We start from the raw sequence: 13,911 nt of genomic DNA, 5'->3' as shown, positions 1-13,911 counted from the left end.
TGCGCGCATTTCCCTGTCTTTTCCCTGATATGCGATGGGTGTAAGGACCGTCGCCCCGCAAGCGCGGGTCCGCGGCCAGTTCCTGCGCGCGGGTGACCTCCCGGGAGACCAACATGGCGGATGCAAAGGCGAAGATCGCAGTCCTCGGGGCGTCCGGCTACACCGGGTCCGAGCTGGTGCGCCTGCTGCTGCGCCATCCCGGGGTGGAGATCGTGGCGCTGACCGCCGACCGCAAGGCGGGGCTGACCATGGCGGAGGTGTTTCCCCAGTTCGCCCCGTTCCCGCTGCCGAAGCTGGTGACCATCGACGAGGTGGATTTCACCGCGGTGGACCTGGTCTTCTGCGCCCTGCCGCACGCCACCACCCAGCAGGTGATCAAGAAAGTGTTCGAGGCCGCCCCGGAAGTGAAGGTGGTGGACCTTTCCGCCGACTTCCGCCTGAAGGACCCCGGCGCCTACGAGCAGTGGTACGGCCACCCCCACGCCGCGCTGGAGCTGCAGCAGGAAGCGGTGTTCGGGCTGGTGGAGATCTATCGCGACGACATCCGCAAGGCGCGGCTGGTGGCCAATCCCGGCTGCCACACCACCACCGCGATCCTGCCCATCGTGCCGCTGCTGGAAGCCGGCGCCATCGAGCCGGAAAGCATCGTGGTGGATTCCAAGACCGGCATGTCCGGCGCCGGCCGCTCGGCCAAGGAAGCCATGCTGTTCTCGGAGGTGTCGGAGGGCATCCACGCTTATGCCGTGGGCTCCCACCGCCACATGGGCGAGCTGGACCAGGAATATTCCAAGGCCGCCGGCCGGCCGGTGACGCCCATGTTCGTGCCGGTGCTCACGCCCATGAACCGCGGCATCTATGCCACCATCTATGTGCGCACCACCGGCGCCACGGCCGAGGACCTGCACCGCATCCTGGCCGATTTCTACAAGGGCGAAGCCTTCGTGCACGTGCTGCCGTTCGGCCAGGTGCCGCAGTCGCGCCATGTGCGCGGCTCCAACATGGTGTTCATCGGCGTGGTGGCGGATCGCGTGGCCGGGCGGGCCATCGTCATCTCCACCATCGACAACCTGGTGAAGGGTGCCTCCGGCCAGGCGGTGCAGAACATGAACCTGGTGCTGGGCTTCCCGGAAACCCAGGGGCTGGAGCAGATCGCGCTCATGCCGTGAAACGAAGGCGGCCGCGCTTGCGGGATCCGGGCAGGGTCAAGGGGCGCGGCTGCCATCGCCGCTTCGCCGCAGGCAGGCAGCGCGGCACCTTCCGCACGCCATTTTATTTCACGAAGGCCGCCGAAACGCAGGGCCAATGACCGGAGCCGGCTGGCTCCGATTCGTTCGCCTGGGTGGTCGGGCCAGAACATCCCGATCTTCGTGTCCCACCTTGCCAGGAACCAACGCCGATGAGCTTCATCGTCTGCCTTGCCGCGCTCTTCTTCCTGATGTTCGTGGCGTATCGCGGCTTCAGCGTCATCCTGTTCGCGCCGGTGGCCGCCATCGGCGCCGTGCTGCTCACCGATCCCGCCGCGGTGCCGGTGGTCTTTTCCGGGCTGTTCATGGAAAAGATGGTGGGCTTCATCAAGCTCTATTTCCCCGTGTTCCTGTTCGGGGCGGTGTTCGGAAAGCTCATCGAGCTGTCGGGTTTTTCCCGCTCCATCGTCGCTTCCATCGTCAAGCTCCTGGGGCCGGGGCGCGCCATCCTCTCCATCGTGCTGGTGGGGGCGGTGCTCACCTATGGGGGCGTCTCCCTGTTCGTGGTGGTGTTCGCCATCTATCCGTTCGGTTCGGAGATGTTCCGCCAGGTGGGCATCCCCAAGCGCCTGCTGCCGGCGGTGGTGGCGCTGGGCGCCTTCTCCTTCACCATGGACACGCTGCCGGGCACGCCGCAGATCCAGAACATCATCCCCACCACCTTCTTCCACACCACCGCTTATGCCGCGCCCATCCTCGGCCTGGTGGGCACCGCCTTCATTCTTGCCACCGGCCTCTCCTATCTCGATTTCCGGCGCCGGCAGGCGCTGAAGGCGGGGGAAGGCTATGGCGAGGGCCACGCCAACGAAGTGGTGATCGACCACGCCACCCCCATGGTCTCGCCCTTCGTCGCCCTGCTGCCGCTGGTGGTGGTGGGCGCCGCCAATTTGGTGTTCGCCCAGCTCCTTCCCGGCTGGTTCGGCCCGACCGCGACGGCCACCCTGGTGCCGGGGCAGCACGAGGTTGCGGTGGCCACCAATGTGTGGGGGGCCATCTGGGCGGTGCAGGCGGCGCTGCTGCTGGGCATCTTCACGGTGCTGGCGTTCGGCTACACGGCCATTGCCGGCAAGTTCGCCGGCGGCTCGAAGGATGCGGTTTCCGGCGCCCTGCTGGCGGGGCTCAACACTGCGTCCGAATATGGCTTCGGCGCGGTGATTGCGGCGCTGCCCGGCTTCCTCGCCATCAAGAACGCCCTGAGCGCCATTCCCAACCCGCTGGTGAACGAGGCGATCACGGTGACGACGCTGGCCGGCATCACCGGATCGGCCTCGGGGGGCCTGTCCATTGCGCTCGGGGCCATGGCCAGCCAGTTCATCGCCAATGCCGAGGCCGCGGGCATTCCGCTGGAGGTGATGCACCGCGTGGCCTCCATGGCCTCCGGCGGCATGGACACGCTGCCCCACAACGGCGCGGTCATCACCCTTCTGGCGGTGACCGGCCTGACCCACCGCCAGGCCTATGGCGACATCTTCGCCATCACCCTCATCAAGACGGCGGCGGTGTTCGCGGTGATCGCCTTCTATTATCTGACCGGGTTGTATTGAGCAGGGTTTGCGCGGCGGCTAAGCTGCCGGCCGCGATGGGGCAGGGCGGGGTTCGAGATGGCGGACGCTTCGGGGCGAGTGATCGCCGTTGCCAATATGAAGGGCGGCGTGGGCAAGACAACCACGGTGGTCATGCTGGCGGAAGGGTTCGCCGAAGATGGCGAACGGGTGCTTGTTGTCGATCTGGATGCGCAGACCAACGCTTCCTATTGTTTTGCTATGGATGAAGAGCTCGAGGCAATTTTTAGCCGGAGACACACTTTTTCAGCGTTTTTGGCGGATCGCTTGATTTATGGCGATAAAAATAATGTGGTCGATTACATTACATCAGGGGTTTCCCACGTAACAAAGGCAGGGGAAAGATTGCGCATTGACCTGCTTGCGGCGCACCCTCGCCTTAGATTGCTTGAGCGTGAAATTATGATTCGTTTCAGTGAACAAAAATACGGAATAAGAGCGCTTGAGGGGCAGTCACTTAAGGTATTGAGTGAAGCTCTAGAAATTCTCAAGACTCGATATGACATTATAATCCTGGATTGTGCGCCGGGAATTTCTGCATTCACGGAGGTTGCCATTCGCCTCGCGGACCTTGTTATCGTGCCGACGATCCCTGATTACTTGTCCACTATCGGCCTAGATGCTTTCTGCGTCTCCCTTTGGGAGAACAAGCAAATGACGCGCTCCTCGTTGCCGAAGCCGAAACGCAATCCGGTGGTTCTGCCAACGCGCGTGAATGCTGGCAAGGTGCAGCACAGGCGCATGCTCAAGACATTGCGCGACGAGGCAGCGGCCCATAATGCTCTTTACGATATATTCGATATGGAGATCGAGAATCGCGCTGCCGTCGAGCGCGCTACCGACCCTGAGAACGCCTCTCCCGTGCCCAGCTTCGAGCTGAAGTGGACACGGGAGGCTGTGGGTCTGGTGCGCGGTCTCGTCAGTGAAACACGGAGACGGCTGTATGGCTGAGGAGACCGACTTCTTTCAGCTTCTCAAGGCAATCGGGGGCGAGGCCGGACTTTTTGCCGCCGCCGTTCCGGTCGCCCGTAAGGCGGTAAACGAGATCGTACGCGTACAGCTGGCGGCGGCGGGAACCGGGCTCGATCAGGTTAAGCGGATCCGGGCGCTCCTTGGTCCCTCTGCCTTTTCCGAGGCGCTCGATGGCGTGCAGCCGCCCAAGCTTAAAGCGCTAATGGCGCGCGTAGATCCGCATGCCTCCGCCATCGCCGATGCGGCAGAGCGCATTAAAGCGCTTCTCGCCCTCGCCGATGGCAGCAGGATCCCAAGCCCGGCACCCGAGAAGGCGCCACGGCGTGCAGGAACAAGGAAAGCCACGCCCCGCAATGCCGCCCCGCCGCTCGGGCAATCTTCGATCGACGCTGAGACGCCTGTCAAAGTTGAGGAGCCGGCCGCTCCCAAGCGTCGGGCCACGGGGCGCAGGGCCCTGCGGGTTTCCGAGGAGCGGTGAGGCGGAGCATTCTGGCCGGCAGGGCCATTGAGCCTCAGCCCCCCTTTCAGCCGCCCGCCTCGGCCACGTCGCGGATGCGCAGCGCCACCCGCGTCTCGCCCTGCCAGGTGTCCAGCTCCAGGCTGCCGGCCACATGCAGGGGCCGGCCGCGGGCGGCCAGCAGGGCGCGGCCGAGGGGCTCCTCGGCGCAGCGGAAGGCGGTGGCTTTCAGGGTTGCGCCGTCGTTGGAGGCAATGCGGGCCCGCACATGGCCGGCACCGAAGCTCTCCACATAGCTGATGCGGTGGGCGGGAAACGCGAACACCGGCTCGGAATTGCCGGCGCCGAACGGCCCGGCGCGGGAGAGGGAATCCACCAGGGCCGGCACCGCCGCCCGGGCGGTCAGCGCCCCGTCGATGGACAATGCCCCTTCGGCCCGCGCCCGCGCCACGTCGGCGGCAAGGCGCGCCTCGAATTCGGCGCGCAGATCGCCGAGCCGCGCGCGCTCCACCGTCAGCCCCGCCGCCATGGCATGGCCGCCGCCCTTCACCAGAAGGCCGCTTTCCACCGCGCCGCGCACCACGCGGCCGATGTCCACGCCGGGAATGGAGCGGCCGGAGCCGACCCCCGTCTGCCCATCGAAGGCGATGGCGAAGGCCGGGCGCTGGAAACGCTCCTTCAGCCGCGCCGCCACCAGCCCCACCACGCCGGGGTGCCAGCCGTCGCCGCTCACCACCACCACCGCGCCCTCGTCGCCCAGGCCAAGGGCGGCCGCGGCCTCCCCCTCGGCGGCGGCGAGGATGGTGCGCTCCACCTCCTGCCGCTCGCTGTTCAGCCGGTCGAGCTCCTCGGCGATGCGCCGGGCCTCGGCGGGGTCGTCGGTGAGCAGCAGCTTCGCCCCCAGCGTCGCCTCGCCGATGCGGCCGCCGGCATTGATGCGCGGGCCGATGAGGAAGCCCAGGTGGAAGGGGCGCGGCGGCCCGTCCAGCCGCGCCACATCCATCAGCGCCGTCAGGCCGATGCGCCCGCGCCGGCGCATGGCTACCAGGCCCTTTGCCACGAAGGCGCGGTTGAGCCCACGCAGGGGCACCACGTCCGCCACCGTGGCCAGCGCCACCAGATCGAGGGTTTCCAGCAGGTCCGGGGCCGGCCGGCCCGCATGGAAATGGCCGCTCTGGCGCAACGCCCGCACCAGCCCCACGGCGGTGACGAAGGCGAGGCCCGCCGCGCACACATGGCCGAGACCGGAGAGGTCGTCCTCCCGGTTGGGGTTCACGATGGCCACCGCCTCCGGCAGGCGCTCGCCGGCCTGGTGATGGTCGATGACCACCACATCCATGCCCAGGCGGCGGGCGGCGGCGAGGGGCTCCATGGAGGTGGTGCCGCAATCCACCGTCACCAGCAGCGTCACGCCGCGGGCGGCGAGCTGCTCGATCGCCGGCACGTTCGGCCCGTAGCCTTCGAAGATGCGGTCGGGAATGTGGAACAGGGGATCGAGCCCGCCGGCGCGCAGCACCCCCACCATGAGGGCGGTGGCGCAGGCGCCGTCCACGTCATAATCGCCGAACACCGCCACCTGTTCGCCCGTGGCCACCGCGCGGGCCAGGCGCTCCACCGCCGCGCCCATGTCGGTGAGGGTGTCGGGATCGGGCAGCAGGGTGCGGATGGAGGGGTCGAGGAAGCGCTCCACCTCGTCGAGGGCCACGTCGCGGCTTGCCAGCACCCGGGCCACCAGTTCGCTGATGCCGTAGCGCTGGGCCATGGCCAGTGCGGTCTGGGAGGTGCGCACGTCCAGCCGCTCGCGCCAGATGCGGCCGGTGGCCGAGCGGGCGACGTCGAGGAAGAGGCGATTCGGTAGCGCGATGTTCACGCCGGCATCAAGCCAGACCCCGCCACGCCCGTCGAGCGCGCCTTCGGCATATCTCCCTTTCGTCGTTTCCCTGCCGGAGGTGCCGGCGCCCGCCGTCACAGTCCCTGCAGCAGCACCAGCACGGCGATGGCCGCGCCGGCGGCCGCCGCCGTCGCCGTGCCGAGGCGCAGCGTGAAGCCCAGGGGGCCGGCGGCGGCGGCGAATCCCACCCGGCCGAGGGCGTTCATTCCCAGCGCGATGAGGATGGAGACGGCGGCACCGCTGAGGGACAGCCCGTTCCCCGCGAGGCGCGCGGCATTCAGCGAGGGCACGTCCACGTCCACGATGCCGGCCACGGCGCTCACCACATAGAGGCTGTCCGGGCCCGCCGACTTCAGCAGGAAGCCGCTCAGGGCCGAGACCAGGCCGAACATGATCGCGAAAGCGGCGAGGGGGCCGATGTCGAAGGGGTTGCCGAGGCTGGATTCCCCCTTGGCGCCCTCGGCGTTGCGCACCATCACGCCGCCGACGAGGCCGAAGGCGCAGGCCGCCGCCAGGGCCGGCGGGGCAAGGGTGGCGAGCAAGGCGGGGGCGACCACGGTGCAGATGACCAGCACCCGCAGCAGCGACACCATGGCCGCCAGCGCGGCGCCCCCCGCCAGCAGCGGCGCCGGCTCCCCTGCGGCGGCGCGGCGCGCGAAGGCGATGGTCACCGCCGTGGAGGAAACCAGCGCGCCACCCAAAGCGCTGATGATGATTTCCTTCTCCGGCCCCGCCACCTTCACCGCGACATAGCCGGCAAAGGAGATCGTCGCGGTCAGCACCATGAACAGCCAGAGCTGGCGGGGGTTGATGCTGTCGAACGGGTCGATGGTATGGTCCGGCAGCAGCGGAAGCACAATCACCGTCATGGCCAGCAGCACCAGGGCCGAGCGCAGCTCAAGCCAGGTTAGCCGGCGCAGTAATCCATGCAGCGCCCCGCGGGCCGCCAGCAGGCCGGTGGTGGCGATGGCCGCGGCGCTGGCCGCTGCCGCATCCCCCACCACCGCAAGGGCGCCCAGGGCGAACACCAGAAGGGCGGCAACGATGCTGGTGATGCCGAAATCCTCGTCCGCCACCATCTCGCGATATTTGAAGGCGGCGAACACGGTGGCAAAGGCGATGCCGGATACGGCGAGGATGGCCGGGCTCTGCAGCGCCGACGCCAGGGCGGCGCACACGCCCCCCAGAAGGCCGCAGAGGGCAAAGGTGCGCACGCCGGCGGTGCGGCTGCCGGCCGGTTCCCGCCGCTCCCGCCAGCCACGCTCGACCCCGACCACGAGGCCGATGGCGAGGGCGATGGCGAGGCGGAAGATCAGGTGGTCCATGGCGCATCCCGGGCTCTCGGCTTGCACGCGGGGAGCGGGCGCGCCTTCGGCCATCCTATATGGGTGCGGCGTGCGCGCCGAGAGCCATGGCGGGACGGCGGCGCTTGTGCCGGAAACCCGCGGATCGGGGCGCCCGTTCCCGCCGGCGGGACGGCGGCTCAGGCCTCCAGCCGGAACTTGCGGAAATCGCGGTGCTGGGTGGAGATGCGGCGCACCGTGCCGGTGGCCGCGCGCAGCACGATGGTGTCGGTCTCGATCACCTCGCGGCTGAAGCGCACCCCCATCAGCAGTGCCCCGTCGGTGACGCCGGTGGCGGCCACCAGGCAGTCGCCGCGCACCATCTCTTCAAGGTCATAGACCTTGGCGGCGTCGCGGATGCCGAGGGCCTTGGCCTGCTCGCGCTTCTTCTCGGTGTCGAGCACGAGGCGCCCCTGCATCTGGCCGCCGATGCAGCGCAGGGCCGCCGCCGCCAGCACCCCTTCCGCGGCGCCGCCGAGGCCGAGATAGATGTCCACCCCGCTCTCCTGCGGGTTGGTGGTGTGGATGATGCCCGCAACGTCGCCGTCGGTGATGAGCTTCACCGCCGCGCCGGTCTTGCGCACCGCCTCGATGAGGGGCGCGTGGCGCGGCCGGTCGAGGATGAGGGCGGTGATTTCCGAGGGGGGCACGCCCTTGGCCTCGGCGATGGCGCGCACATTGTCCTGCGGGCTCTGGGACAGGGAGACGATGCCGTCGGGATAGCCGGGGCCGATGGCCAGCTTCTCCATGTAGACCGGCGGCACCTTCAGCAGCGAGCCGCGCTCGGCGATGGCGAGCACCGCGATGGAGCCCTCCATGTTCTTGGCGCACAGGGTGGAGCCTTCGAGGGCGTCCACCGCCAGGTCCACCTCGGCGCCGCCGCGGCCCAGGGTCTCGCCCACATAAAGGTGGTCCCACTCCCCCGCCACGCCTTCGCCGATGACCACCGTGCCGGAGACGGGAATCTCGTTGAGCTCGCGGAAGCAGGTATCCATGGCGGCAAGGTCTGCCGCCTGCTCGTCGCCCCGCCCGCGCAGGCGTGCCGCGGCGACCGCGCAGCGCTCGGTGACCTGGGCCATGTCCAGGGCGAGGCGTCGGTCCAGCACCTGGGCCATCCGGGCTGCGCTCATGGCGTCAATCCTTCTCGATGCGAATGACCTGCGGCAGGGAGGCGACGACGCCGTCTGCCTCGATGGCGGCAATGGCGCGCCTCACGGCCTCTTCGGTCGTAGCATAGGTGATGAGGATGACATGCGCCGTCTCGGTGCCGGAGGCATCGCCGCCGGGGCGGCGCTGCACGATGGATTCCAGCGAGATCTGCTCGTCGGCCATGCGCCGGGCGATGGTGGCGGCGGTGCCCGGCCGGTTCACCACCGCAAGGCGGATGTAATAGCCGCCCTCGTGGCGCTGCATGGGCGCGCGCTCGGCCTTCTGCAGTTGCGCCACCGGCAGGCCGAAGGCGAAGCCCCGCGCGCCGCGGGCCACGTCGGCAAGATCGCCCACCACGGCGGAGGCGGTGGCGTCGCCGCCGGCGCCCGGGCCCACCAGGGTGAGCGTCACCGCATCGCCATCCACCGCCACCGCATTGGTGACGCCGGATACCTGGGCGATGGGCCAGTGCTTCGGCACCATGGTGGGGTGGACCCGCTGCTCGATGCCGGTGTCGGTCTTCACCGCCACGCCCAGCAGCTTCACCCGGTAGCCGAGGTCGTCCGCGGCGGCGAGGTCGGCGAGGGTCAGCTGGCGGATGCCCTCCACATAGATGGCGTCCGCGTCCACCTGCGTGCCGAAGGCCAGCGAGGTGAGGATGGCAAGCTTGTGGGCGGTGTCGAAGCCGTCGATGTCGAAGGTCGGGTCGGCCTCCGCATAGCCGAGGCGCTGGGCCTCCCCCAGGCAGACCTGGAAGGAGAGCTTCTCGTCGGCCATGCGGGTGAGGATGTAGTTGCAGGTGCCGTTGAGGATGCCGGACACGCGCTCAATGACGTTGCCGGCCAGGGATTCGCGCAGCGTCTTCACGATGGGGATGCCGCCGGCCACCGCCGCCTCGAAATGCAGCCCGGCGCCGGAAGCTTCGGCGCGGCGGGCGAGGTCCAGGCCGCATTTGGCCAAGAGGGCCTTGTTCGCGGTCACCACCGGGAGGCCGCGGTCCAGCGCCGCCGCCACCGCCGCCTTGGCCGGGTCGCCGTCGCCGCCCATCAGCTCCACGAACACGTCGATGCCGGGGTCGCGCGCCAGCGCCACCGGGTCGGTGTGCCAGGTGACGCCGGACAAATCGAGGCCGCGATCGCGGCCGGGGTCCCGGGCCGCCACCGCCACCACCTTCACGGCGCGGCCGGTGATGGCTTCGAGGGCGCCGGCGCGCCGCTCAAGCATGCGGAAGACGGCGGCCCCGACGGTGCCGAGGCCGGCGAGGCCCACTTTCAGTTCGCTCATGGATCGGACCGGTTCTTTTTCGGAGCCGGCCCCGGCCGGGCGATCACCCGGCACGGGACCCGTCTCCGCGCGTTCGAAGGGAGCGCCGCGGATCAGCGCGCGGCGCTGAGCGGCACGACATTGTGCAGCGTGGTGCCCGCCTGGTCGAAGAAGCGGCGGATGTTGCGCGCCGCCTGGCGGATGCGCTGCTCGTTCTCCACCACGGCGATGCGGACATAATCATCCCCATGCTCGCCGAAGCCGACGCCGGGGGCCACGGCCACTTCCGCCTTCTCGATGAGGAGCTTGGCGAATTCCACCGAGCCCATGGCGCGGAACGGCTCGGGAATGGGGGCCCAGGCGAACATGGAGGCCTGCGGCACGGGGATGGCCCAGCCGGCGCGGCCGAAGCTCTCCACCAGCGCGTCGCGGCGCTTCTTGTAGGTCTCGCGCATCTCGGCCACGCACTCCTGCGGGCCGTTCAGCGCCGCCGCCGCCGCCACCTGGATGGGGGTGTAGGCGCCGTAGTCGAGATAGGACTTCACCCGCGACAGGGCGGCGATGAGGCGCTCGTTGCCCACCGCGAAGCCCATGCGCCAGCCCGCCATGGAATAGGTCTTGGACATGGAGGTGAATTCCACCGTCACGTCCATGGCGCCCGGCACCTGCAGCACCGAGGGGGGCGGGTTGCCGTCGAAATACAGCTCGGCATAAGCGAGGTCGCTCAGGACGATCAGGTCGTTCTTCTTCGCGAAGGCCACCACGTCCTTGTAGAACTCGATATCCGCCACGCAGGCCGTGGGGTTCGAGGGATAGCACAGCACCACCGCGATGGGCTTGGGGATGGAGTGCTGCACCGCCCGTTCCATGGCGTGGAAGAATTCCGGCCCCGGCTCCACCGGCACCGAGCGGATGACGCCGCCAGCCATGAGGAAGCCGAAGGCGTGGATGGGGTAGGACGGATTGGGGGTGAGGATGACGTCGCCCGGCGCGGTGATGGCCTGCGCCATGTTGGCGAAGCCCTCCTTGGAGCCCAGCGTCGCCACCACCTGGCGGTCGGGGTCCAGCTTCACGCCGAATCGCCGCTCGTAATAGGCCGCCTGCGCCCGGCGCAGGCCGGGGATGCCCTTGGAGGCCGAATAGCGGTCGGTGCGCGGCTTGCCGATGGTTTCCTTGAGCTTCTCGATCACATGCTCCGGCGCGTCGAGGTCCGGGTTGCCCATGCCGAGGTCAACGATGTCCACCCCGGCATTGCGGGCGGCGGCCTTCACACGGTTCACCTGTTCGAACACGTAGGGCGGCAGCCGGCGAATGCGGTGGAAATCGGTGGTCATTTTCAAGGCTCCAGGGGCCGCGCGTTTCTGTCTCCCGGCGCGGCAGTCGGGCTTTGTAGCATTGTTCGGTGAATGAAAAAGCCATGATTGCGATGGGAGTGGGGCGGCGGCGCGGTTGCGGCACTGCAGCATCCCGGGCCGGGGGGCGCCGGCCTCATTTCCCCTGGGTGCGGGCGAGGCGCTCCAAGTCCTTCTGCAGCTTCTGCTGGGCCTCGGGCGTGAGCGCGGGCGCGCGTTCGGCGGCGGGGGCGCCCACCGAGGGGAAGGCGGTATCCGGCACCTGGGGCACGGAAGGGTTGGGCGGGGTGAGGCCGGCCGCCGGATCGTCGCCGGCGCAGGCGGAGAGGGTGGCAAGGGCGAGCCCCGCCAAGGCCGCACGCACGCAGGCGGAAAGGATTCTGCGCCCGCCTGCCCAAGGCGTGCGGATGGCCGGGTTCGAAAGAAGGATGGACATGGTGCTCCGCTTCATGCGTCCGAACGGTCCCGGCCGCCCCGGCTCCGGCCCGAATCGCCCGTTGCGGACGCCGCTGATTTCCCCAGGATCGGCCGCCGCACGAGGCTCGATCCTGTCACGATCGCTGGATAATATGGACGAACCGCTGATGGCGATACAAGCCGGAGCGGTACAAGATGGGTCGGACGTCACGCAACGGGCCGCCAGAAGGGAAGAACGAATGTCCCGCGCCGAGGAAACGTCGAACATGTCCGAGATCCGCCCGGGTCTTGCACTTCCTCCCGACCTGACGGCGCCCCCGTTTATGCCGGCGGTTTCCTCCGAAACCCCGCCGCAGGCGCCGCCCGGCGCGGTGGATGCGCCGGCCCGGGAGGCTGCGCCGCCGCCCGCCGCCGGCCGTCCCGCGCCCGCCGGCCCCGGTCCGGCCGCCGACGCCGGCCGCGGGCTCGACATGGAAGCCTTCGCCCGCAATCTCGCGCAGATGGTGGAGGAGGGGGGCAAGGCCATGGCCGCCTATCTCACCCCCCGCGACGGCGCCAACACCGAGGCCATGGCCGAGGATATCGCCGACGCCCTGAAGACCGTGGGCCACGTGGCGGAATATTGGATCGCCGATCCGCAGCGCACGGTGGAGGCCCAGTCGCGCCTCATGGCGGGCTACCTCTCGGTGTGGGCCAACACCATGAAGCGCCTGGCCGGGGAAGAGGTGGCGCCGGTGACCGCCCCCGACCCGAAGGATGCCCGCTTCAAGGATGAGGGCTGGCGCGAGAGCCCCATTTTCGACGCCCTGAAGCAGGCCTACCTGGTCACCACCCACTGGGCGCAGGACATGGTGCAGGAGGCCGAGGGCATCGACCCGCACACCCGGCACAAGGCCGAATTCCTGGTCCGGCAGATCTCCAATGCCATCTCCCCCTCCAACTTCGTGCTCACCAATCCCGAGCTGATCCGCGAGACGCTGTCGTCGTCCGGCGAGAATCTCGTGAAGGGCATGAAGAACCTGACCGAGGACCTGATCGAGGGCGGGGGCAGCCTCAAGATCCGCCAGACCGACATGAACGCCTTCGAAGTGGGGCGCAACCTTGCCACCACGCCGGGCAAGGTCATTTTCGAGAATGAGCTGATGCAGCTCATCCAGTACGAGCCGACCACCGCCAGCGTGAAGAAGACGCCGGTGCTCATCGTGCCGCCCTGGATCAACAAATTCTACATCCTCGACCTGACGGCGGAAAAATCGCTCATCCGGTGGCTGGTGGACCAGGGGCTCACCGTCTTCACCATCTCCTGGGTCAATCCCGACGCGCGCCTCGCCGAGAAGGGCTTCGACGACTACATGCGCGAAGGCATCATGACCGCCCTCGACACCGTGGCGGTGGCATCGGGCGAGCGCAGGGCCCATACGGTGGGCTATTGCGTGGGCGGAACCCTCCTGGCCAGCACCCTCGCCTATATGGCGGCGACCGGCGACGACCGCATCGCCTCCGCCACCTTCCTCACCACCCAGATCGACTTCACCCATGCCGGAGACCTCAAGGTCTTCGTGGATGAGGAGCAGCTGGCGAGCCTCGAACGCAAGATGAAGGAGATGGGCTATCTTGAGGGGGGCAAGATGGCCGCCGCCTTCAACCTGCTGCGCTCCAATGACCTGATCTGGCCCTACGTAGTGAACAACTACATGAAGGGGAAGGCGCCGTTTCCGTTCGATCTTCTGTTCTGGAACGCCGATTCCACACGGATGCCGGCATCGAACCATTCCTATTACCTGCGCAACTGCTACCTCACCAACAACATCGCGCGCGGATTGGCCGAGCTTTCCGGCGTGCGCCTCGATATGCGCAAGGTGACGGTGCCGGTTTATTCCCTGGCGACGCGGGAGGACCATATCGCGCCGGCCAATTCGGTCTATATCGGCGCCAACCTGCTCTCGGGGCCGGTGCGCTACGTGCTCGCGGGCTCCGGCCACATTGCCGGCGTGGTCAATCCGCCGACCAAGATGAAGTATCAATATTGGGCGGATGGTCCCACCGGCCCCAGCTTCGACCTGTGGCTGGAAGGCGCGCGGGAGCACAAGGGCTCCTGGTGGCCGGACTGGATGGCCTGGTTCACCAACCAGCATCCCGAGGAGGTGCCGGCCCGGGTGGTGGGCGGCGGCCGGCTCACCCCCATCGAGGATGCGCCGGGGCGCTATGTGAAGGCGCGCAGCTGACCGGGTTGCCGGCCAACGGAGCGTCCCTGCGGGGGC

General features: G+C 68.5%; 11 protein-coding genes. 5 read left to right on the top strand and 6 right to left on the bottom strand.

Annotation, left to right across the window (positions count from 1 at the left end; all coding sequences use genetic code 11):
- The first annotated feature begins 113 nt into the window (after window positions 1–113).
- The 4 genes from argC (at window position 114) to ACI7BZ_RS17645 (ending at window position 4,256) form a co-directional block, all read left to right on the top strand.
- Window positions 114–1,166: an N-acetyl-gamma-glutamyl-phosphate reductase gene (argC, locus tag ACI7BZ_RS17660; protein WP_414118455.1), complete on the top strand. Its 1,053-nt coding sequence runs from the start codon at window positions 114–116 to the stop codon at window positions 1,164–1,166.
- Between the two features lie 230 nt (window positions 1,167–1,396).
- Window positions 1,397–2,788, top strand: a complete 1,392-nt coding sequence (locus ACI7BZ_RS17655; protein ID WP_414118454.1) for a GntP family permease — start codon at window positions 1,397–1,399, stop codon at window positions 2,786–2,788.
- A 57-nt stretch (window positions 2,789–2,845) separates the two neighbouring features.
- Complete coding sequence (locus ACI7BZ_RS17650; RefSeq protein WP_414118453.1) at window positions 2,846–3,757, top strand: ParA family protein; 912 nt, start codon at window positions 2,846–2,848, stop codon at window positions 3,755–3,757.
- Window positions 3,750–4,256, top strand: coding sequence for a hypothetical protein (locus ACI7BZ_RS17645; RefSeq protein WP_414118452.1), 507 nt, complete (start codon window positions 3,750–3,752; stop codon window positions 4,254–4,256). The genes ACI7BZ_RS17650 and ACI7BZ_RS17645 overlap by 8 nt, the downstream gene beginning before the upstream one ends.
- A 46-nt stretch (window positions 4,257–4,302) precedes the next feature.
- Here ACI7BZ_RS17645 and recJ read toward each other — a convergent pair whose 3' ends face one another.
- The 6 genes from recJ to ACI7BZ_RS17615 form a co-directional block, all read right to left on the bottom strand.
- Entirely contained in the window at window positions 4,303–6,105 is a 1,803-nt protein-coding gene (recJ, locus tag ACI7BZ_RS17640; protein WP_414118451.1) for a single-stranded-DNA-specific exonuclease RecJ, read from the bottom strand.
- A gap of 95 nt (window positions 6,106–6,200) precedes the next feature.
- Entirely contained in the window at window positions 6,201–7,451 is a 1,251-nt protein-coding gene (locus ACI7BZ_RS17635; RefSeq protein WP_414118450.1) for an MgtC/SapB family protein, read from the bottom strand.
- Window positions 7,452–7,609: 158 nt separating this feature from the next.
- Complete coding sequence (gene glpX, locus ACI7BZ_RS17630; RefSeq protein ID WP_414118449.1) at window positions 7,610–8,599, bottom strand: class II fructose-bisphosphatase; 990 nt, start codon at window positions 8,597–8,599, stop codon at window positions 7,610–7,612.
- 4 nt (window positions 8,600–8,603) lie between these two features.
- The gene (locus tag ACI7BZ_RS17625; protein WP_414118448.1) at window positions 8,604–9,902 is read right to left on the bottom strand and encodes a homoserine dehydrogenase; all 1,299 of its coding nucleotides are present in this window, start codon (window positions 9,900–9,902) and stop codon (window positions 8,604–8,606) included.
- Between the two features lie 92 nt (window positions 9,903–9,994).
- Window positions 9,995–11,215: an LL-diaminopimelate aminotransferase gene (locus ACI7BZ_RS17620; RefSeq protein WP_414118447.1), complete on the bottom strand. Its 1,221-nt coding sequence runs from the start codon at window positions 11,213–11,215 to the stop codon at window positions 9,995–9,997.
- 154 nt (window positions 11,216–11,369) lie between these two features.
- Window positions 11,370–11,669, bottom strand: a complete 300-nt coding sequence (locus ACI7BZ_RS17615) for a hypothetical protein (RefSeq protein ID WP_414118446.1) — start codon at window positions 11,667–11,669, stop codon at window positions 11,370–11,372.
- 451 nt (window positions 11,670–12,120) lie between these two features.
- On the opposite strand from ACI7BZ_RS17615, the gene phaC reads away from it, so the two are divergent.
- Window positions 12,121–13,875 carry a class I poly(R)-hydroxyalkanoic acid synthase gene (phaC, locus tag ACI7BZ_RS17610; RefSeq protein ID WP_414119205.1) on the top strand — a complete coding sequence of 585 codons (1,755 nt, stop codon included), beginning with the start codon at window positions 12,121–12,123 and terminating at the stop codon, window positions 13,873–13,875.
- The last annotated feature ends 36 nt before the right edge of the window (window positions 13,876–13,911 follow it).

The sequence above is a fragment of the Xanthobacter sp. AM11 genome (assembly GCF_047444035.1).
Classification (GTDB): Bacteria; Pseudomonadota; Alphaproteobacteria; order Rhizobiales; family Xanthobacteraceae; genus Xanthobacter.
This window is presented reverse-complemented; position numbering and strand designations above follow the sequence as displayed.